Genomic DNA, 19,638 nt, shown 5'->3' with positions numbered 1-19,638 from the left:
GACGCGGGCGCGACGCCAGCCCGGTCAGTTGCCGCGCAGCACCCCGGTCGTGGTGAGCTCCTCGGCGACGTCCCGCAGCTTGACGTTGCTGCGTTGCGAGGAGTGGGTGAGCAGCGTGAACGCCTGCTCGGCGGTGACCCGGTACCGCTCCATCAGGATGCCCTTGGCCTGCTCGATGACCGCGCGGGAGGCCATCGCCTGGCGCATGTTGGCCGCGTCCGTGCTGGCGCGGGCCGCGGCCTCCGCGTTGCCGACCGCGATCGCCATGAAGGCGGCGACCTCCTCGCCCAGCGCGACGTCCGCCTGGCCGAAGGCGTCCCTCCGTCGCGAGTAGTTGTTCAGCGCGCCGATCGTCGCGCCCTGGAAGGGCAGCGGGACCGACAGCGAACTGCCCACCCCGTGTTCGGCGGCGTGCCGGGCGTAGTCGGGCCAGCGCTCCTCGGTGCGCATGTCGGTGATGACGAACAGCTCCCCGGCGCGCCCGGCGTCCAGGCAGGGCCCGTAGCCGCGCCGGTACTGCAGTTCGTCGGCGTCCATGGCCAGCTGCCCGTCGTAGGCCGCGGTGAAGGCCTGCTCGCCGCGGATCAGCGTGATCGACGTGCCCTCGGAGCCGGGCAGCGCGCGCCGCGCGATGCCGACCACCTCGCCGAGCACGTCCGGCAGCTCCCGGCCGACCTGGACCACGCCGGCCAGTTCCCGGTGCAGCGCTGCCAGGTTCTCGGTCATGGGTGGCACGTCCTCTCGGGGGCTGGGCGGACGGCCGCCGGCTCGACGGCCGTCCGGTGCGCGGTTGCCCGCCGTCGCCCGAGGGTAGAGCGCCCGGATTCTCCGGGGATCCGCGCCGTCTGGTGGGATGGACCGGTCACCGGCGCCGCCCACGGCGCCGACGAGGAGGCAGCCGTGCAGTACGCCGAGTCCGTCGTCGAGCTCATCGGCGACACCCCGCTGGTACGCCTGCGGCGGGTGACCGAGCACCTGGGCCCGGACGCCCCGCTGGTGCTGGCCAAGGTCGAGTACGTCAACCCCGGCGGATCGGTGAAGGACCGGATCGCGCTGCGGATGGTCGAGGCGGCCGAGGCCTCCGGCGACCTCCGGCCGGGCGGCACCATCGTGGAGCCGACCAGCGGAAACACCGGGATCGGGCTGGCGATCGTGGCTCAGACCCGCGGCTACCGGTGCATCTTCGTGTGCCCGGACAAGGTGGGCCAGGAGAAGATCAACGTGCTCAAGGCCTACGGCGCCGAGGTGCACGTCTGCCCCACCGCCGTCGACCCGGCCGACCCCCGCTCCTACTACTCGGTGTCCGACCGGCTGGCGCGGGAGACCCCCGGCGGCTGGAAGGCCGACCAGTACGCCAACCCGGCCAACCCGCGCTCGCACTACGAGACCACCGGCCCGGAGATCTGGGCGCAGACCGACGGCCGGGTGACGCACTTCGTCACCGGCGTGGGCACCGGCGGCACCATCTCCGGCATCGGCCGCTACCTCAAGGAGGCCAGCGACGGCCGGGTGCGGGTGATCGGCGCCGACCCGGAGGGCTCGGTCTACTCCGGCGGCACCGGCCGGCCCTACCTGGTGGAGGGCGTCGGCGAGGACTTCTGGCCCGAGGCCTACGACCGCACGATCGCCGACGAGATCGTCGCCGTCACCGACGGCGACTCCTTCGCGATGACCCGGCGGCTGGCCCGGGAGGAGGGCCTGCTGGTCGGCGGCTCGTGCGGGATGGCCGTCGTCGCCGCCCTGCGGGTGGCCGAGCGCCTGACCAAGGACGACGTCCTGGTCGTGCTGCTCCCCGACGGCGGCCGCGGCTACCTCAACAAGATTTTCAGCGACGCCTGGATGGCGGACTACGGCTTCCTGGATGCCGGCGGCGGCGAGACCGTCGGCGAGCTGCTGGACGCGAAGTCCGGGTCGACGCCGACCCTGGTGCACACCCACCCGACCGAGACCGTCCGCGACGCGATCGACATCCTCCGCGAGTACGGCGTCAGCCAACTGCCGGTGGTCCGCGCCGAGCCGCCGGTCACCGCGGGTGAGGTGGTCGGCTCCGTCGCGGAGAAGGCGCTGCTGGACGCGCTGTTCACCGGCCGGGCGACGCTCTCGGACCCGGTGGAGCGGCACATGTCCGCGCCGCTGCCGATCATCGGCTCCGGTGAGCCCGTCTCGGCCGCGGTCGGAGCGCTGGGCGACGCTGATGCGCTGCTGGTGCACGTGGACGGCAAGCCGGCCGGCGTCGTCACCCGGCAGGACGTGCTGGGCCACCTCGTGGGCATCCCGGCTCTTACGGTGGGGTCATGACCGGGTTCAACACGCGCGCCATCCACGCCGGGCAGGACCCCGACCCCGCCACCGGCGCGGTCATCCCGCCCCTGCACCTGACCACCACCTACAAGCAGGACGGCGTCGGCGGGCTGCGCGGCGGCTACGAGTACAGCCGCAGCGCCAACCCCACCCGGGACACGCTGCAGACCGCGCTGGCCTCCCTCGAGCAGGGCACCCGCGGGATGACCTTCGCTTCCGGGCTGGCCGCGGAGGACACCCTGCTGCGCACCGTGTGCCGGCCGGGCGACTCGGTGGTGCTCGGCGGTGACGCCTACGGCGGCACGTACCGGCTCATCTCCCGGGTGCTCGAGCCTTGGGGCGTCACGCACTCCCCGGTCGACCTCAACGACCTCGATGCCGTCCGGGCCGCCGTCGCGCCGGAGACGGCCCGGGTGATCTGGTGCGAGACGCCGAGCAACCCGCTGCTCAACATCGCCGACATCGCCGCGTTGGCCGAGGTCGCGCACGCCTCGGGGACGCTGCTGGTCGTCGACAACACCTTCGCCAGCCCCTACCTGCAGCAGCCGCTGACGCTGGGCGCCGACGTCGTGGTGCACTCCACGACGAAGTACCTCGGCGGGCATTCCGACGTCGTGGGCGGGGCACTCGTGGTCGCCGATGCCGACCTCGGCGACCGGCTGGCCTACCACCAGAACGCGATGGGTGCGGTCAACGGCCCCTTCGACGCCTGGCTGGTGCTGCGCAGCCTGAAGACCCTCGGCGTCCGGATGGACCGGCACAGCACCAACGCCGGCCGGATCGCCGAGTGGCTGCTGGCGCACCCGGCCGTGGGTGACGTGCTCTACCCGGGGCTGCCGCAGCACCGCAACCACGAGATCGCGGCGAAGCAGATGTCCGGGTTCGGCGGCATGGTCTCCTTCCGGCTGAAGGGTGGCGAGGAGGCTGCGCTGCGGGTCTGCGAGCGGACCACGTTGTTCACCCTGGCCGAGTCGCTGGGCGGTGTGGAGTCGCTGATCGAGCACCCGCACCGGATGACCCACGCCAGCGCCGCCGGCTCACCGCTGGAAGTGCCGGCGGACCTGGTGCGGCTGTCGGTGGGCATCGAGGACGTCGAGGACCTGCTCGCCGACCTCGACCAGGCGCTGACATCGTGATGCGCTGACACTGTGATCCTGACGGATCACACCGCGGCCAGCAGAAGGACCCCCTTGCCCCCCACCGCTCGCACGCTCGCGGCGGGCCCCTGCAAGGGGGCCGTAGGCAAGGACTCCTCCTTCAGCGCGGGGCGGTGAGGATGCGGGGGCCGGTTTCGGTGACCGCGATGGTGTGCTCGACGTGCGCGGCCCGGCTGCCGTCGGCGGTGCGCAGCGTCCAGCCGTCGGCGTCGACCCGGTAGTCGTCGCTGCCGCCGGCCATGAACCACGGCTCGATCGCGATGACCAGCCCCGGCCGCAACGGCAGCCCGCGCCCGGCGCGGCCCTCGTTGGGCACGTGCGGGGCCTCGTGCATGGTGCGCCCCACACCGTGACCTCCCTGGTCGGTGTTGATGCCGCACCCACCGGCCCGCCCGACCGCGCCGATCGCGGCGGAGATGTCGCCGACCTTGTGGCCGACCACCGCTGCTGCGATGCCGGCCTCCAGCGCCCGCGTCGTGACGTCGACCAGCTGGACGTCCTCGGGGCGGGCGGTGCCGATCGGATAGGTCCGCGCCGCGTCGCCGACCCAGCCGTCGAGGGTGGCGCCGGCGTCGACGCTGAGCAGGTCGCCCTCCTCGAGCTCCCGGGTGGTGGGGATGCCGTGCAGCGCGACGTCGTTGACCGACAGGCACACGACCCCGGGGAACGGCGGGGTCGTCGGCAGCGGCGCGTAGCCGAGGAACGGCGACGTCGCGCCGGCGTCGGCCAGGACGTCGCGGGCGATGGCGTCCAGTTCGGTGAGCCGCACCCCCGGCGCGGCCGCCGCCCGCACCGCCGCGTGCATGTCGGCGACCACCGCGCCGGCGGCGCGCATGGCGTCGATCTCCCCCGGCGTCCGGAGCTCGATCACGGGCCCTCCTCGCACACTTCCGGTATTGCTATCCCGGTATTACTATCACGCCCATGGTGCGACCGCCGCTCAGCCCCCAGGAACGCGAGCGCGGTCGCCGACTGGGCGCCCTGCTGCGCGAGGCCCGCGGCAACCGCCCCCCGGCGGAGGTCGCGGCCGCCTCCGGGGTGAGCCTGGAGTCGCTGCGCAAGATCGAGTCCGGCCGGGTGCCGACCCCGGCGTTCTTCACCGTGGCCGCGCTCGCCGGTGCGCTGGGCCTTCCGCTGGACGGTCTCGCCGCCGCGCTGCACACCCCGACGGAGGGCGCCGCGCTCTCCGCCTGACTCCTCGGGTAGACCTACGGAGTGCCCCGCATCAGCACCGTCATCGCCACTCGCGACCGGCGCGCGTCACTGCTCCGCTCGCTGGCCCGGCTCGACGACGGCAGCCACCCGGTGGTCGTGGTCGACAACGGCTCCACCGACGGCACGGCGGCCGCGGTGCGCGAACGGCACCCGCGGGTCGACGTCCTCGAGCTGTCGGCCAACGTCGGCGCGGTCGCCCGCACCGACGGCGTCCGGCACGCGGGCACGCCCTACGTGGCGTTCGCCGACGACGACTCCTGGTGGGACCCTGGCGCGCTGGACCGGGCCGCCGACCTGCTCGACGACCATCCGGCGGTCGCCGTGGTGGTCGGGCAGGTGCGGCTGGCCGCCGACGGCGCGCTCGACGCCGTCTCGGTCAAGCACCGGGCGGCCGTGCTCGGCCGCTCCCCCGGCGCCCCGGGCCCCGACGTGCTGAGCTTTCCGGCGTTCGCCGCGGTGGTCCGCCGCGACGGCTACCTCGCCGTCGGCGGATTCTCGCCACTGCTCTTCTTCGGCGGCGAGGAGCACCTGCTCGCCCTGGACCTGGCCGCCGCCGGCTGGCAGCTGGTGCACGCCGACGACATCCTGGCCTGGCACGACCCGGCCGGCCCGGACCGGCCCACCCCGGCGCGCTGGGCCCTGCAGACCCGCAACGACCTGCTCGTCGACTGGCTGCGCCGCCCGCTGCCGGTGGCGCTGGCCGGCACCGCGCAGCTGGCCCGGCGGGCGGCGCGCGACCCGGTGTGCCGGGCGGCGCTGGCCGGGCTGCTGCGCCGGCTGCCTTCGGCGCTGCGCGCCCGACGCCCGGTGCCCGCCGCGCTGGAGCAGCGGTTCGCCACCGCGCAGCGGCCGCTCAGCGACCCAGCTGCCGGGTGAACCAGTCGCGGGCCTCGGCGTTGCCGGCCCGCATCCGCCGTTGCGCCTCGGCGATCTCCCCGCCCAGCGTCCCGGACAGCGCGTGCTCGAGCGCCGCGTCCAACGACGCCGGGTCGATCTCGCCGGCCGTGAGCCGCAACGGCCAGCCCAGCGCCGTCGCCTGGGCGGTCACCTTCGCCCCGCCGGCCACCGCGTCGCAGGCGACGACCGGAACGCCGTGCGCCAGGCCCAGCACGAGCGCGTGCAGCCGCATGCTCACCACCACGTCGGCCCGCCGGACCAGCGCCTCCACCTGCGCCGGGAAGCGGTCGTAGGGCTTGTCGTAGAGGTCCATGTCGAGCTCGAACCAGGGCAGCGCCCGGACCCGCAACCAGCCCTCGACCGCCTCGCGCACCCGGCCCGCCTGGCTGCGCGCGCCGTACTCCTCCTGCGCCGGGGCGAAGGCGACGGCCACCACCGGGACGTCGGGGGTCGTCGTCCCGCCGGCCAGGTCGGGCCGCGCGATCCCGCGGGCGTCCCGCTCCCACACCTGGTGGAACATCCCGCGCCCGACCTCGTCGACGACCGAGACGTTGACCGCCCAGCGTTGCGCGCCGGCGAACGTCTCGGTCAGCTCCTGGATCAGGGCGTAGTCGAACAGCGGGCCGCTGACGAAGACCAGATGGGTGTAGCGGCCCGGGTCGACGTCGCGCCAGTTCGCCCCGCGCTGCAGGTACGGCGCCCAGGCGACGTCGAAGTCGACCCCGAGCTCGGTCAGCCAGCCGCTGACGACGTCGGCGCCCAACTCGTCACCGATGGTCGCGATGACCTCGTCGAAGGAAAACCAGCCGGCGACCAGGAAGCGCATGCGCCCACTGTGTCAGCCGCGCCCGGGGAGACCCCCGGGTGTCAGCGGGCCGGCTCGTCGAGGCCGGCGAGCAGCGCGCCGGTCACCTCGGGCACCCTGAGCGCAGCACCCCGAGGAGGACGGCATGAGCAACGCGACCACCCCGCCCGACCCCACAGCGGCCGCACGCTCCCGGATCCGGGAGCGCCACCTGCGCCCGGCCGGCGAGCGCCCGGCCTCGAGCGCCCGCGGGCTGCACCACACGGCGTTGATCAGCAGCGACGTCGAGGCCACGATCGCCTTCTACCAGGACGTTCTCGGCTTCCCGCTCACCGAGCTGATCGAGAACCGCGACTATCCGGGCTCCTCGCACTTCTTCTTCGACATCGGGAACGGCAACCTGCTGGCGTTCTTCGACTTCCCGGGGCTGGACGTCGGCCCGTACGCCGAGGTGCTCGGCGGCCTGCACCACGTCGCGATCAGCGTCGAGCCCGAACGCTGGGGCCGGCTGGTCGAGTCACTCACCGCCGCCGGCGTCGAGCACGTCGTGCACAGCGGCGTCTCGGTGTACTTCCGCGACCCGGACGGCGCGCGCATCGAGCTGATCGCCGACCCGCTGGGTGAGATGTACGGGGAACAGGTGCTCTGAAAGAGGACCCCCCTGCCCCCCGCCACTCGCACGCTCGCGGCGGGACCCTGCAGGGGGGCCGTCAGGCCGGGGTGGCGACCAGGTCCTCGTACTCGGGGTGCCGCTCGATCCAGCCGGCCACGAACGAGCACTCCGGGACGACGGTCCGGCCATGGCCACGCACGTCGTCCAGCGCCGCCCGCACCAGCCGGCTGCCCAGCCCGGAGCGCTCGTCGGTGCCGTCGACCTCGGTGTGGGTGAACACCACCTGATCGCCGCGACGCCGGTAGGCGGCCACGCCGAGCAGGCGGTCACCGTCCCGGATCTCGTAGCGGCTGCTGTCCGGGGCATCGGTCACGGTCGGCTCCATGCACCGGACGAACCGCCCGGCCGTAAGGGGTGTTCCCACCCGGCCGGGAGCCGGCTCAGGAGAGCCGGCGGGCCGCCCCGCCCGAGGTGACCACCAGCGTGGCCGGGGTGGTCAGCCCCCGCCGGGCACAGGCGTCGACGACGGCGCGCTCGACGTCGGCCACGACCGCTTCGGGCACCAGGGCGATCGCCGAGCCGCCGAACCCGCCGCCGGTCATCCGCGCGCCGAGGGCGCCGGCGCCGGTGGCCGCCGCCACGACGGTGTCCAACTCCACGGCGGAGACCTCGTAGTCGTCGCGCAGCGAGGCGTGCGAGGCGTCGAGCAGCGGCCCGATCTCGGCCATCCGCCCGGCGGCCACCAGCTCGACCACCCGGTCGACGCGGCCGATCTCGCCGACCACGTGCCGGGCGCGGGCTCGCAGCCGCGGGTCGGTCAGCCGCTCGAGGTCGTCCGCCGTCGCCTCGCCCAGCTGCGCCAATCCCAGCTCGCGGGCGGCCTGCTCGCAGTCGCGGCGACGCTGCGCGTACTGCCCGTCGGCGAGCGTGTGCGTGACCCGGGTGTCGATCACGACCAGCACCAGCCCGGCGTCCGCCAGCCGGAGCCGAACCGGCGCGGTGCTGAAGTCGCGGGTGTCGATGAGCAGGGCTGCCCCCTCCTCGGCCAGCATGGCGACCGTCTGGTCCATCCCGCCGGTGCCGGCTCCGACCACCTCGTTCTCCGCCCTGATCGCGGCCTGGACCACCTGGTGGCGCAGCTGCGGGTCGTCGGTGCGGCCGGCGAGCCCGGCGGCCGCCAGCGCGACCGCGCACTCCAGGGCGGCCGAACTCGACAGCCCGGCACCCACCGGCACGTCACTGGCGACGGCGACGTCCATCCCGGGCACGTCGACGCCCGCCTCGCGCAGCGCCCACAGGGTGCCGGCGACGTAGGCCGCCCAGCCGTCGACCGCCCCTGGGCCCAGCTCGGTCAGCCGGCCCTCGAACGGCGCGGCCTCCGGGGCGTCGCTGCTCAACCGCACCCGGTCGTCGTTCCGGCGCCGGACCGCTGCGGCGGTCACCCGGGTCAGCGCCATCGGCAGGCAGCGGCCGCCGTTGTAGTCGACGTGCTCGCCGATCAGGTTGACCCGGCCGGGGGCGGCCCAGACGCCGTCCGGCCCGACCGACCAGGTGGCCGCGAGCTCGGCGGCCGCCCGTTCCGCCGGACTCACGACGCCCTCTGGTTCGCGCTCGCGGAACGCTCCGCTCACGACGCCACCTCGCGCAGCCGGTCGGCGATCCGCTCCGGCGTGGTGTCGTTGATCCAGGCGCCCATGCCCGACTCGGAGCCGGCCAGGTACTTCAGCTTGCCCGGTGCGCGCAGGAGCGAGAACAGCTGCAGGTGCAGCCGGCCGAGCTCGCGGTCCGGGCCGGTGGGGGCCTGGTGCCAGCCGGCGATGTAGGGCGCCTGCTCGACCCCGGGGTGGAAGCGGTCCACCCGGCGCAGCAGCTCCTGGTAGACGACCGCCAGCTCCGCCCGCTCCGCGTCGCCCAGCGCGGCGAGGTCGGGCACGTCCCGATGCGGGGCGAGGTGCACCTCGACCGGCCAGCGGGCCGCGCGCGGCACGTAGGCGGTGAAGTGCTCACCGCGCAGCACCACCCGCCGGCCCTCGGCCCGCTCAGCGGCGAGCACGTCCCGCAGCAGATCTCCGCCGGTGGCCCGCCGGTGCTTGCGGGCCTGCTCGACCAGCTGCGCGGACCGCGGCGGCACGAACGGATAGGCGTAGACCTGCCCGTGCGGGTGGGTCAGGGTCACGCCGATCTCCTGGCCGCGGTTCTCGAAGACGAAGACCTGCGCCACCCGGGGGTCGGCCGAGTGCGTCGCTGTCCGCTGCGCCCAGGCCTCGACGACGGTGCGCATCCGCTCGGCCGGTAGCTCGACGACCGAGGCCGCGTGGTCACTGGAGAAGACCACGACGTCGCAGTGCCCGTGAGCGGGGCGGTCCGGCGGTCCCAGCGTCGCGGGCCGTCCCTCGGCGGCGGGGCCCACGGTCAGCGGCGCCAGGCTCGGGAAGCGGTTGGCGAAGACGGCGACGTCGTAGTCGCTGTCGGGGACCTCGCTCGGGTGCGCCGGGTCCCGGGTGGGACACAGGGGGCAGTCGGCCTGGCTGGGCAGGAAGGTGCGGTTCATCCGGTGCCCGGCGATGGTCACCCACTCGCCGGTGAGCACGTCGAAGCGGACCTCCCCCGCGTGCGGCGCCTCGGGCAACGCCCGGGTGTCGGGCGCGGCGTGCACCTCACCCGGCGTCGCCCGGTCGTCGAAGTAGAGAACGGGGCGACCGTCGGCCAGCGTCCGCTCGGTCACCCGGCCCGGCCAGCCCTGCCCGGCACCTTCCGACTGCACGTGGTGTCTCCTGTCGCCGCACGCACCTGCCCGCCGGCGCTACCGGCAGGCAACAGACGAAGGGCCCGGTCACCACTGGTGACCGGGCCCTCCCTGAGTAGCGGGGACAGGATTTGAACCTGTGACCTCTGGGTTATGAGCCCAGCGAGCTACCGAGCTGCTCCACCCCGCGTCGGTAAGACCAACCATACACGGGTCCGCGCGGGCCGCGCGGGAGGGTCTGCCGGGGTGCACGCGCCTGCTCCAGGGCGCCCGACGACTTCGGGCCGAACACGACAGCGGCCCGGTCACCTGTCGGTGACCGGGCCGCTGTCGATCTGTAGCGGGGGCAGGATTTGAACCTGCGACCTCTGGGTTATGAGCCCAGCGAGCTACCGAGCTGCTCCACCCCGCGTCGGTAAGACCAACCATACACGGGTCCGCGCGGGGCGCGCGTGGGGGCCTGCGGGAGTCCGGCACCGGCGCCCCGCAGGGCGCCGGTGCCGGCCGGCTCAGCCCGGGGGCTGGGCCGCACCGCCCCCCGCCGCCTGCCAGGCCGCGATGGCCGCTGCGAGATCCTCCTGGGCCTGGCCGATGCCGGCGAAGTCTCCGCCCGCCTGCGCGTCCGCGAGCGCCTGCAGCGCCGCCTTGATGTCCGCCGCCGCATCAGCCAGTTCCGGCGTCGTCCCGTTGTCGCCGCCCCCGGCTGCCGGTGGCGCCGGCGTATCGATCGGCTCCTCCGGATCCGGCGCGGGGACCGGCTCGTCCACGCCGTCCCCGGCATCGGTGTCCTCGTTGTCGATCGCCACATCCCCGGCCCCGGCCCCGAATACCTGGTCCAGCGCCTCGGACAGCGTATCGGCGTAGCCGACCCGGTCGCCGAAGTTGACCAGCACCTTCTGCAGCAGGGGGAACGAGTTCTCCCCCGTGCCCTGGACGTAGAGCGGCTCGACGTAGAGCAGGCCGTCCCCCCCGATCGGCAGGGTGAGCAGGTTCCCGAACACGGCCTCGGATTCCTGGCTGTTGAACAGCGTCAGATCCGGGCGCACCAGGTCGTTGGTGATGAACGACTGCTGCACCTGCTGGGGGCCGCGGTACGGCGTGTTGCCCGGCAGTACCAACACCTGGATCTCGCCGTAACTCTGCGGTGCACTGGAGGCGGAGATGAACGCCGACAGGTTCTCCCGGTCGAAGGCGTTCAGGGCGCTGGTCAGCTGGAAGGTGGCTTCCTCATCACCCGGACGCTGCGCCAAGATGTAGTAGGGCGGCTGGTCCTCGTCGGTGTCCCGGGTCGGGTCCTCGGGGATCTCCCACCGGTCGTTCTGGGCGTAGAAGTTGGCCGGGTCGGTCACGTGGTACCGGGTGAGGATGTCCCGCTGCACCTTGAACAGGTCCTCGGGATACCGCACGTGGCTGATGAGTTCCTCGGTCATCGCACTGCGGGGCTCGACCGTTCCGGGGAACGCCTTCATGAAGGTTCGGAGCACCGGATCGCTCTCATCCCAGGCATAGAGCGTGACCGTGCCGTCGTAGGCGTCGACCGTGGCCTTCACCGAGTTGCGGATGTAGTTGAACGTCTCGTTGGGCAACGCCGTCGTACCGGCTCCGGTGAGGGAGTCCTGCGCCACCTCGCCGAGCTGCATCTGCTCGGCGTAGGGGTAGGAGTCCGACGTCGTGTAACCATCGAGGATCCAGGTCACGCGGCCGTCGAGCACTGCCGGGTACGGGTCGCCGTCCACCTCCAGGAAGGGCGCGACCTTCTCCACCCGATCCAGCGGATCACGCACGTAGAGCACCTTGGAGGCATCGTTGACCGCGCTGGAGAGCAAGAAGTTGCGCTCCCGGAAGTGGATGGCGTAGGTCAGCTGCCGGAAGAAGCTGCCGACCCCGACACCGCCCTCGCCGTCGTAGGTGTTGTTGATCTGCCCTTCCTCCGAGCCGCCCTCCGGCTGGTCGAACTCCCGTGGCTGGCTGCCCGCCGGCGCCCCCACCACGGAGTAGTTGTCGATCAGCTCGCCGTAGTAGATGCGCGCCTGGTCGACCGGGATGTTGCCCCGGGTCGGCAGGTCGCCGGTGGTGAAGTTCGGCTCGCCGCCCTCCTGCCCGGCGACCACCTCGTTGGCGGGCGCAGCGACGAATCCGTTGCCGTGGGTGTAGACGGTGTGCCGGTTGATCCAGGTGTCCTGGTTCTCCGACAGCCCGGCGCTGTCCAGCTCCCGCACCGCCACGACGTAGTCACGGACATCCTCGTCGCCGATCGAATAGCGGTCGATGTCCAGCTTCTCCGGAAAGCCGTACACGTTGCGGATCTGCTGCCGGGCGGTGAAGGTCGCGGACAACACGTTGGGATCCAGCAACCGCGCGTTGGGGATCGTCTCGGTGTCCGCGCGGAGGGCAGTCAGCGCCTCCTCCGGGTCGACCTGGTCGCCCGTGGTGTCCGCGGCGTAGTCCACGTACTCGACATCGGACAGACGGTAGGCGTCCAGCGTCGAACCGATGGCCCGCTCGATGTAGTCGGCCTCCTTGACGTTCGCGCTCGGCTTCACCACGAACTGCTGCACGATCGCGGGATAGGCCACCCCGATCACCAGGCTGGCCAGCAGCAGCAGCACCAGCGCGGCGGCCGGCAGCAGGGTGTTGCGGACCAGGATGTTGGCGAAGAAGGCGATCGCACAGATCGCCGCCACGAACACCAGGATGTTCTTCGCCGGGAGGAGGGCGTTGACGTCGGTGTACGAGGCGCCGGTGAACACAGCACCCCGGTCGGAGTAGACCAGGCCGTACCGGTCCAGCCAGTAGCCAACCGCCTTGAGCGCCACGAACAGGCCCACGAGCACCGACAGCTGCACCCGGGCCGCCGAGGTCAGCTTCTGCCCGGGGGTCTGCAGGCGCAGCCCACCGAACACGTAGTGGGTCAGCAGCGAACCGATCAGTGCCAACAGCACGATCGCGAACGCGAAGCCCAGCGCCAGCCGGTAGAAGGGGTAGTCGAAGACGAAGAACGAGATGTCCTTGCCGAACTCGGGGTCGACCCGGCCGAAGTCGGTGGAGTTGCGGAAGGTCAGCCAGGTCTGCCAGCTGGCCTGGGCGGTGAACCCGGCGAACAGCCCGAGCACCACGCCGATCGCGGTGATCACCGCCTTGCGGCGGGGCTCCAGCGACTGCCGGTAGCGCTCCAGGTTCTGCTGCTCCAGCGACATCGGCCGGAACGTCGGGCGGAACCGGTAGGCCAGGTACACCGCCAGTGCGGTGAGCCCTCCGGTCGCGACGCCGGCAACGGCGAACAGCAGCGCACGGGTCTGCACCTCGGTCCAGAAGACCTCGGTGAAGCCGGTCTCGTCGAACCACAGGTAGTCGACGTAGACGTTGGTCAAGGTGCCGATGACGGTGAACAGCACGAGCAGCACGGCAGCGATGCCGATGACCGTCCTCGCGCGCCGGGACAGCGTCGGCACCGGCACAGGGGGCCGCATGGCCACGAGCGGTCTCCTCACAGATCTGGAGTGGCCGGAAGGCCACGAGTTCGGCATCCTCGGGAATCCCGGGGTGCGCCTGTCCAACTGATGCGGGTGGTGGTGGGTTCCCCGGGCCACTCCAGCACACCATGGTGACGGGCGGTGGCGGCCCCGGCACCCCGGTCGCCGCCGGACCGTGACCCGCGGTCGGTCGCGGTGTCAGCAGGGGGCCGGGGTGCGACCCTCCCGAAGGTCGTCGAGGGCGGCGAGTGCGTCGTCGAGCGTGGCCACCCGGGCCATCGGCAGATCGGGCTGGGCGTTCCGCAACGCCTCTGCGCAGTTGTCCGCCGGCACCAGGAACAAGTCGGCCCCGATCTCGCGGGCCGAGACCAGCTTCAGCGGGATGCCGCCGATCGCCCCCACCGCACCCTCGCCGGTGATCGTGCCCGTCCCGGCGACCACTGCGCCTCCGGTCAGGTCGGTGTCCCCGACCAGGTCGAGGATGCCGAGGGTCAGCATCAGCCCGGCTGACGGCCCGCCGACGTCGTCGACCCGGATGTCCACGGTGAACGGCGCGTACGGGGCCTCCAGCACCAGCACGCCCAGCGCCGACCCGTCCCCCTCGGCCGCGGCCGTCGTCGTCACCGTGGTGCTGCCCGGCTCGCCCAGCCGCGTGTACGTGACCGGCACCGACGAGCCCGGCGGGATGGCCGCCAGCGCCGCCGTCAGCGCCGCGGTGTCCGGCGTCGGGGTGCCGCCGACGGACTCGAGCGCGTCACCGGCCCGGAGCCGGCCCTCGGACGGCGAGTCCTCGACGAGGTCCTGGACGACGACCTTCTCCGGGTAGCCCAGCTCGGCCAGCGCGGCCATCCGGGCGGACTGCTCGGAGGTCAGGAAGGCCTGCCGGTTCTGCTGCTGGGTCTCCTCCTGCGTCTGCCCCGAGGGGTAGACCGACTCCCGCGGCACGACGGTGACCTCGCTGTCGAACCAGCCCTGGACGGCGCCGACCAGGCTCAGCGCGTTCTGCGGCACCCCCACCGTGGTCAGGTTCAGGTTGCCGGAGGTGTCGTTCCGTTCGGTGCCCTCGAGGGAGATGATCGGCTCGCCGTCGATCTCCCCCAGGGTGTTGAAGGTGGGCCCGGGCACCTGCGCGACGTAGGGCACGGGCAGCAGCACCCCGACCACGCCGAAGAGGAGCAGCAGCACCGCACCGGTGACCAGGACGGCGATCCGACGACTCACGACCGGCGAGCGTAGGTGACCCGGCTGTCGATCTGCTGTGGGCGTACCCGTGGGCGGCTCGGGCCGACTCGCCGATGATCCGCCGCGACTACGGTGGAGGCATGAGTGACGTCCCCTTCGGCTTCGGGCCGCCCGATCGCGATCCCGAGCGCCGCGGCGAGCCCGGCGGCACCCCCGGCGACCCGTTCGGCCTCGGCGCCCTCTTCGGCGGTGCCGGGGCGGGCAGTGGCTCACCGGAGGAACTGCTCGGCAAGATGCCGCTGTTCGCCGAGCTGCAGAAGCTGATGAACTGGTCGGGCGGCCCGGTCAACTGGGACCTCGCCCGCCAGGGCGCCATCAGCCAGCTCGCACCGGGCCACCAGCCGACCTCCGAGGCCGAGCGGACGGCGGTGGCCGAGGCGCTGCGGCTGGCCGACCTGTGGCTGGACGAGGCGACCGAACTGCCCTCGGGCATCGACCGCGGGCTGGCCTGGTCCCGGGTGGAATGGGTGGAGCAGACGCTGCCCGCGTGGGGTCAGCTGATCGACCCGCTCGCCGAGCGGGTGGTCGCCGCGATGACCGGCGCCCTACCCGCGGAGGCGACCGCGATGATGGGCCCGCTGGCCGGGGTGATGGGCCAGATGGGCGGCGTCATGTTCGGCGCCCAGGTGGGTCAGGCGCTGGGCAAGCTCGCCGACGAGGTGCTCACCAGCACCGACGTCGGGTTGCCGCTGGGTCCGCGGGGCGCGGGCGTGCTGGTCCCGCAGAACGTGGCCGCCTTCGGCGAGGGGCTGGACCGCCCCGAGGACGAGGTGCGGCTGTTCCTCGCCCTCCGCGAGGCAGCCCACCAGCGGCTGTTCGCCCACGTCCCGTGGCTTCGTCAGCAGCTGACCGACGCGGTGCACGCCTACGCCCGCGGCATCCACGTCGACCGGGAGGCGATCGAGCGCGGGCTGACCGAGGCGATGGGCAGCATGGAGGGCGGGATCGACCCGAGCGACCCGGAGAGCATCCAGCGACTGCTCGGCAGCGGCCTGCTGGAACCGGAGGAGACGCCCCAGCAGCAGATGGCGCTGCGCCGGCTGGAGACCCTGCTGGCACTGGTCGAGGGCTGGGTGGACAGCGTCGTGAGCGCCGCAGCCACCGACCGGCTGCCCGGGCACTCGGCCCTGGCCGAGACGATGCGCCGCCGGCGGGCCTCCGGGGGCCCGGCCGAGCAGACGTTCGCCACGCTGGTCGGGCTGGAGCTCCGGCCCCGGCGGCTCCGGGACGCCAGCACCGTGTGGGGCGCGATGGTCCAGCAGCACGGCACCGCGGCTCGCGACCGGCTGTGGTCGCACCCGGACCTGCTGCCGACGTCGGACGACCTGGACGAGCCGCTGGACTTCGTCGGCCGCCAGGGCGTGCGGGATGCCTTCGCCGAGCTGACCGGCGACCTCGCCGACGAGGACCGGACGAGCGACGGGAACGGGGACACCGGCCCGGACGACACCGACGGGGACGCCCGGGGCAACTGACCACCCGAGGCCGGCCGGCCGAGGCAGTCAGACGAGGCCGGCCGGCTCCTCGACGTCACCCTCCGGCGCGTCGCCGGCCGGCGACGCGCTGCCGAACTCGACGCCCTCGAGGAAGCCCAGGGCACGCTCGGTGCGCGGATAGGCCCGCACGAGCGCCCAGAAGCGTTCGTCGTGGCTGGGCTCGAGGAGGTGCGCCAGTTCGTGCACCAGCACGTAGTCGACGACGAACTCGGGCATCCCCTGCAGCCGGCTGGACAACCGGATGGTGCCCTCGCTCGGCGTGCACGAGCCCCATCGACGGTTCTGGTTGTCGACCCAGCGGACGCTCGAGGGAGCCGCACGCCCGGCGAAGAACGCCTCCGACAATGACGTCGCCCGGGTCATCAACTGACTGTCGGAGGCCAGGCTGCGCCGCCGGCGCTCCTCCCGGGTCTCGAGCTTGGCGACCATCTGGTCGACCCAGCGCTCCTCCTCGGCGGCGCTGAAGGCCGCCGGGATGAGCACCACCGTGCGCCCGTTCTCCCGGTAGGCGGTGACGGTGCGGCGACGCCGGGGGCTGCGGCGCACCTCCACGGCGTCCCGGCCTCCCGTCGCCGTCATGGTGCCGGCCGCGGAGACGGTGGAGGCACCGGGCTGACGGCGGTCGGGGCGGGAATCCACGCACGCACGGTAACCGGCAGCGCTCCTCCCGCCCATGGCAGGACACCCGGTGGTGGACACGTGCACACGGACAGTGGAACCGGCGCCCGCCGGCGTCACCCGTACGGGTGCGCCCGGGCCCGGTCCACAGGCCGAATTCGGCTGTCGTCGCTGGTGGAGAGCCTGGTCGCCGCCCCTCGCGCGGGCCCACCCCACCCCTCTCCCGGGTCGGTGCACAGCGACACACCGGCCGGTCCCCACGGTGTCCACAGGCCCGTCCACAGGCTGTGGGAAGCGGGCCTGGACGGTCCGCCTCGCAACCGTCCACCGCGGCCCGCAGGCCGGCCGCCCACCCGCCCGGCGGCGACCTGTGGACGACGCCCGCGCTGGAGGCGTCCGCCCTGGCACCCTGCGCCGGTGACCGAGAGCCCGCATCCACTGCTGCCCGCCGGCACCCCCGTCCTGCACCTCGGCGGCGAGACGGTCCAGGTGGGCGGGGTGGACGGCGGGGACGGTCTGCGCGTGCAGCCGGCCGGTGCCGCGGTCCGCAGCCTGCTGCGTGGCCTGGACGGCCGGCGCAGCGAGCGCACCGTGCGCGCGGAGGCGCAGGCCGACGGGCTACCGGCCGCCGCGGTCGACCACCTGCTCGCCGGGCTCCGGGCCACCGGGCTGGTGCACGACCTGGCGCCCGTCGACCTGCTCGCCGGCGACCCGGGGCCGGCCGCCGTCGCCCGGGCCGCCGCTGAGCTGCCCGCCGCCGTGCCCGGCACCGCCGGCGGAGGTCGCTGGCGGATCCGCCGGCAGAGCTCGGTCGTGGTCGACGGGGCGACTCGGGTCGGTATCCCGCTGGCCGCGGTGCTGGCCGGGAGCGGCGTGGGCACGGTGCACGTGCGCGACCGCGGGCTCACCACGGCCGCCGATGCCGTGGTCGGCGGGGCCGGCGCCGACGACGAGGGCCGCCCCCGGTCGCTGGTCGCCGCCGACGCCATCCGCCGGGTGAACCCGCTGACCGACCTGCGGCCGCTGCCACCGACCCAGCACCCGGACCTGGTGGTGCTCTGCCGACCGTGGTCGGCGTCCGACCCGCTGCAGGTGGGGCTGCAACGCGACGGGGTGCCACACCTCGTGGCCACCGTCCGCGGCGAGACCGGCGTCGTCGGGCCGCTCGTGCTGCCCGGTGCGACCAGCTGCCTGCGGTGCGCCGACGCCTGGCGACGCGAGGCCGACCCGGAGTGGCCGCGACTGGCCGCCCAGCTGGCGGCCGCCGACCCTCCGCCCAGCGGTGCGACGGTCACCTGCCTGCTGACCGCGGTCACCGCGGCGGTGCAGGTGCTCGCCTACCTCGACGGCGCCGCCATCCCCGCCTCGTGCGGGGCCACCCTGGAGTTGCGCCCGCCGGCGCTGTCGCCGGTGCTGCGGCGGTGGCCACCGCACCCGGAGTGCCCGTGCGGCGCGACCGCCCGGGGCGGTGGGGCGGCGGAGAGTGGACACTGAGGGGGTGAGTGACTCCGGACGGGACATCCCACGGGGGACGGTGTCCCGGACGGCACGGCTGGCGTCCCTGCCCCTGGGCGCCGCGGGACGCGCCACCCTGGGCATCGGGAAGCGGTTGTCGGGGCGGCCGGCCGAGGAGGTCAACGCCGAGCTCCAGCAGCGCACCGCCGAGCAACTGTTCGCCGTCCTCGGTCAGCTCAAGGGCGGGGCGATGAAGCTCGGCCAGACGCTGTCGGTCTTCGAGGCCGCGGTGCCCGACGAGGTCGCCGGCCCCTACCGTGAGGCGCTGACCAAGCTGCAGGAAGCCGCTCCGCCGATGCCGGTGCGCACGGTGCACTCGGTGCTCGCCCAGCAGCTCGGCGGCCGCTGGCGGGAGCGGTTCCGCGACTTCGACGACAGCCCCGCGGCCGCGGCGAGCATCGGCCAGGTGCACCGTGCGACGTGGCATGACGGGCGGGACGTCGCGGTGAAGATCCAGTACCCGGGCGCCGGCACCGCGCTGATGGCCGACCTGAACCAGTTGGCCCGCTTCGCCCGGCTGTTCGCCGTCCTCTTCCCGGGCATGGAGGTCAAGCCGCTCATCGCCGAGCTCAAGGCCCGGGTGGTCGAGGAGCTCGACTACGGCATGGAGGCCGACGCGCAGCGGGCGTTCGCCGCCGCCTACGCCGATGACGAGCAGATCGTCGTCCCCCGCGTGGTGGCCAGCGCCCCCAAGGTGATCGTCTCCGAGTGGCTGGAGGGCATCCCGCTCTCCCGGATCATTGCCGACGGGAGCCGCGAACAGCGCGACCGGGCCGGCCTGCTGATGGCGGTGCTGCACTTCTCCGGCCCCCAGCGGGCCGGCCTGCTGCACGCCGACCCGCACCCCGGCAACTTCCGGCTGGTGCCCGACGGCCGGCTGGGCGTCATCGACTTCGGCGCGACGGCCCGGCTCCCCGACGGCCACCCCGAGCCGATCGGCCGGCTGGTGCGGTGGGCGCTGGAAGGCCGGGCCGACGACGTGCTCGCCGACCTGCGCGCCGAGGGGTTCGTACGGCCCAGCGTGGAGGTCGACGCCCAGGGCGTCCTGGACTACCTCCTGCCACTGCTGGCACCGGTGGCGGCCGACTCGTTCACGTTCACCCGCGCCTGGATGCAGGAGCAGGCGGTCCGGATCGGTGACCCGCGCAGCGAGGCCAGCCAGCTGGGCCGGCAGCTCAACCTGCCGCCGGCCTACCTGCTCATCCACCGCGTGACCATCGGGTCGATCGGGGTGCTCTGCCAGTTGGACGCGACGGCGCCCTACCGGCGTGTCTGCGAGGAGTGGCTGCCCGGCTTCCGGGGTTAGGAGATCCGGCGGCGCGAGCCGCTGTGCGTCCCGGTTGTGGGGCCGGAGGCTCCCGACCGGGACGGACGTAACGGCTCACCGGCGGCCGGGGACGGCCGTTGGCCGCGGCGGCGTCAGCCGCTGTGCGTCCCGGTTGTGGGGCCGGAGGCTCCCGGCCGGGACGGACGTAACGGCTCACCGGCGGCCGGGGACGGCCGTTGGCCGCGGCGGCGTCAGCCGCTGTGCGTCCCGGTTGTGGGGCCGGAGGCTCCCGG

The 19,638-nt window shown here is 73.7% G+C and carries 17 protein-coding genes and 2 tRNA genes; 8 read left to right on the top strand and 11 right to left on the bottom strand.

Translation table 11 applies throughout. The features are described from left to right. Positions 1-24 precede the first annotated feature (24 nt). Positions 25-726: a GAF and ANTAR domain-containing protein gene (locus ACYVG5_RS15985; RefSeq protein WP_222049096.1), complete on the bottom strand. Its 702-nt coding sequence runs from the start codon at positions 724-726 to the stop codon at positions 25-27. 174 nt (positions 727-900) lie between these two features. On the opposite strand from ACYVG5_RS15985, the gene ACYVG5_RS15980 reads away from it, so the two are divergent. Both ACYVG5_RS15980 and ACYVG5_RS15975 read left to right on the top strand, forming a co-directional pair. Further along, positions 901-2,298: a cystathionine beta-synthase gene (locus ACYVG5_RS15980; protein WP_222049095.1), complete on the top strand. Its 1,398-nt coding sequence runs from the start codon at positions 901-903 to the stop codon at positions 2,296-2,298. Next, complete coding sequence (locus ACYVG5_RS15975; RefSeq protein ID WP_222049094.1) at positions 2,295-3,437, top strand: cystathionine gamma-synthase; 1,143 nt, start codon at positions 2,295-2,297, stop codon at positions 3,435-3,437. The genes ACYVG5_RS15980 and ACYVG5_RS15975 overlap by 4 nt, the downstream gene beginning before the upstream one ends. A 121-nt stretch (positions 3,438-3,558) precedes the next feature. Here the strand turns inward: ACYVG5_RS15975 and map are convergent, their stop codons facing one another. Next, complete coding sequence (map, locus tag ACYVG5_RS15970) at positions 3,559-4,329, bottom strand: type I methionyl aminopeptidase (protein ID WP_222049093.1); 771 nt, start codon at positions 4,327-4,329, stop codon at positions 3,559-3,561. A gap of 53 nt (positions 4,330-4,382) precedes the next feature. Between map and ACYVG5_RS15965 the strand changes: the two genes are divergently transcribed. Further along, positions 4,383-4,652 carry a helix-turn-helix domain-containing protein gene (locus ACYVG5_RS15965; RefSeq protein WP_222049092.1) on the top strand — a complete coding sequence of 90 codons (270 nt, stop codon included), beginning with the start codon at positions 4,383-4,385 and terminating at the stop codon, positions 4,650-4,652. Positions 4,653-4,673: 21 nt separating this feature from the next. Beyond that, positions 4,674-5,549: a glycosyltransferase family 2 protein gene (locus tag ACYVG5_RS15960; RefSeq protein ID WP_460683333.1), complete on the top strand. Its 876-nt coding sequence runs from the start codon at positions 4,674-4,676 to the stop codon at positions 5,547-5,549. Here the strand turns inward: ACYVG5_RS15960 and ACYVG5_RS15955 are convergent. Further along, entirely contained in the window at positions 5,527-6,396 is an 870-nt protein-coding gene (locus ACYVG5_RS15955; protein WP_222049090.1) for a polysaccharide pyruvyl transferase family protein, read from the bottom strand. The genes ACYVG5_RS15960 and ACYVG5_RS15955 overlap by 23 nt on opposite strands. 124 nt (positions 6,397-6,520) lie before the next feature. On the opposite strand from ACYVG5_RS15955, the gene ACYVG5_RS15950 reads away from it, so the two are divergent. After that, the gene (locus ACYVG5_RS15950; protein WP_222049089.1) at positions 6,521-7,024 is read left to right on the top strand and encodes a VOC family protein; all 504 of its coding nucleotides are present in this window, start codon (positions 6,521-6,523) and stop codon (positions 7,022-7,024) included. 61 nt (positions 7,025-7,085) lie between these two features. On the opposite strand, the gene ACYVG5_RS15945 is transcribed toward ACYVG5_RS15950, so the two are convergent. The 7 genes from ACYVG5_RS15945 to ACYVG5_RS15915 form a co-directional block, all read right to left on the bottom strand. Then, positions 7,086-7,361, bottom strand: coding sequence for a GNAT family N-acetyltransferase (locus ACYVG5_RS15945; protein ID WP_460683332.1), 276 nt, complete (start codon positions 7,359-7,361; stop codon positions 7,086-7,088). A 67-nt stretch (positions 7,362-7,428) separates the two neighbouring features. After that, positions 7,429-8,619, bottom strand: a complete 1,191-nt coding sequence (gene galK, locus ACYVG5_RS15940) for a galactokinase (RefSeq protein WP_222049087.1) — start codon at positions 8,617-8,619, stop codon at positions 7,429-7,431. Beyond that, entirely contained in the window at positions 8,616-9,752 is a 1,137-nt protein-coding gene (gene galT, locus ACYVG5_RS15935) for a galactose-1-phosphate uridylyltransferase (RefSeq protein ID WP_222049086.1), read from the bottom strand. Before galT ends, galK begins: the two co-directional genes overlap by 4 nt. A 98-nt stretch (positions 9,753-9,850) precedes the next feature. Continuing rightward, positions 9,851-9,924, bottom strand: a tRNA-Met gene (locus ACYVG5_RS15930). Positions 9,925-10,072: 148 nt separating this feature from the next. Continuing rightward, positions 10,073-10,146: transfer RNA gene (locus ACYVG5_RS15925), tRNA-Met, on the bottom strand. Positions 10,147-10,243: 97 nt separating this feature from the next. Further along, positions 10,244-13,204: a UPF0182 family membrane protein gene (locus ACYVG5_RS15920; protein ID WP_246630467.1), complete on the bottom strand. Its 2,961-nt coding sequence runs from the start codon at positions 13,202-13,204 to the stop codon at positions 10,244-10,246. Between the two features lie 201 nt (positions 13,205-13,405). Then, positions 13,406-14,428 carry a YlbL family protein gene (locus ACYVG5_RS15915; RefSeq protein WP_222049084.1) on the bottom strand — a complete coding sequence of 341 codons (1,023 nt, stop codon included), beginning with the start codon at positions 14,426-14,428 and terminating at the stop codon, positions 13,406-13,408. A 101-nt stretch (positions 14,429-14,529) separates the two neighbouring features. On the opposite strand from ACYVG5_RS15915, the gene ACYVG5_RS15910 reads away from it, so the two are divergent. Continuing rightward, positions 14,530-15,924, top strand: a complete 1,395-nt coding sequence (locus ACYVG5_RS15910; RefSeq protein ID WP_222049083.1) for a zinc-dependent metalloprotease — start codon at positions 14,530-14,532, stop codon at positions 15,922-15,924. Between the two features lie 27 nt (positions 15,925-15,951). On the opposite strand, the gene ACYVG5_RS15905 is transcribed toward ACYVG5_RS15910, so the two are convergent. Next, the gene (locus tag ACYVG5_RS15905) at positions 15,952-16,584 is read right to left on the bottom strand and encodes a M48 metallopeptidase family protein (RefSeq protein WP_460683331.1); all 633 of its coding nucleotides are present in this window, start codon (positions 16,582-16,584) and stop codon (positions 15,952-15,954) included. Between the two features lie 396 nt (positions 16,585-16,980). Between ACYVG5_RS15905 and ACYVG5_RS15900 the strand changes: the two genes are divergently transcribed. Together ACYVG5_RS15900 and ACYVG5_RS15895 are read left to right on the top strand one after the other, a co-directional pair. Then, on the top strand, positions 16,981-18,057 hold the full coding sequence (locus ACYVG5_RS15900) for a ThiF family adenylyltransferase (protein ID WP_222049081.1): 1,077 nt from the start codon (positions 16,981-16,983) through the stop codon (positions 18,055-18,057). Positions 18,058-18,061: 4 nt separating this feature from the next. Further along, positions 18,062-19,384 (top strand): ABC1 kinase family protein, encoded by a 1,323-nt coding sequence (locus ACYVG5_RS15895; RefSeq protein WP_222049080.1) that lies wholly within the window; start codon positions 18,062-18,064, stop codon positions 19,382-19,384. Positions 19,385-19,638 lie beyond the last annotated feature (254 nt).

The organism is Modestobacter lapidis (assembly GCF_054780755.1).
This window is presented reverse-complemented; position numbering and strand designations above follow the sequence as displayed.

Coding starts and splice junctions, on each gene's coding strand:
- ACYVG5_RS15965 (WP_222049092.1), top strand. CDS start 4,383: ATGGTGCGACCGCCGCTCAGCCCCCAGGAACGCGAGCGCGGTCGCCGA.
- ACYVG5_RS15985 (WP_222049096.1), bottom strand. CDS start 726: ATGACCGAGAACCTGGCAGCGCTGCACCGGGAACTGGCCGGCGTGGTC.
- ACYVG5_RS15920 (WP_246630467.1), bottom strand. CDS start 13,204: ATGCGGCCCCCTGTGCCGGTGCCGACGCTGTCCCGGCGCGCGAGGACG.
- ACYVG5_RS15950 (WP_222049089.1), top strand. CDS start 6,521: ATGAGCAACGCGACCACCCCGCCCGACCCCACAGCGGCCGCACGCTCC.
- ACYVG5_RS15975 (WP_222049094.1), top strand. CDS start 2,295: ATGACCGGGTTCAACACGCGCGCCATCCACGCCGGGCAGGACCCCGAC.
- ACYVG5_RS15910 (WP_222049083.1), top strand. CDS start 14,530: ATGAGTGACGTCCCCTTCGGCTTCGGGCCGCCCGATCGCGATCCCGAG.
- ACYVG5_RS15955 (WP_222049090.1), bottom strand. CDS start 6,396: ATGCGCTTCCTGGTCGCCGGCTGGTTTTCCTTCGACGAGGTCATCGCG.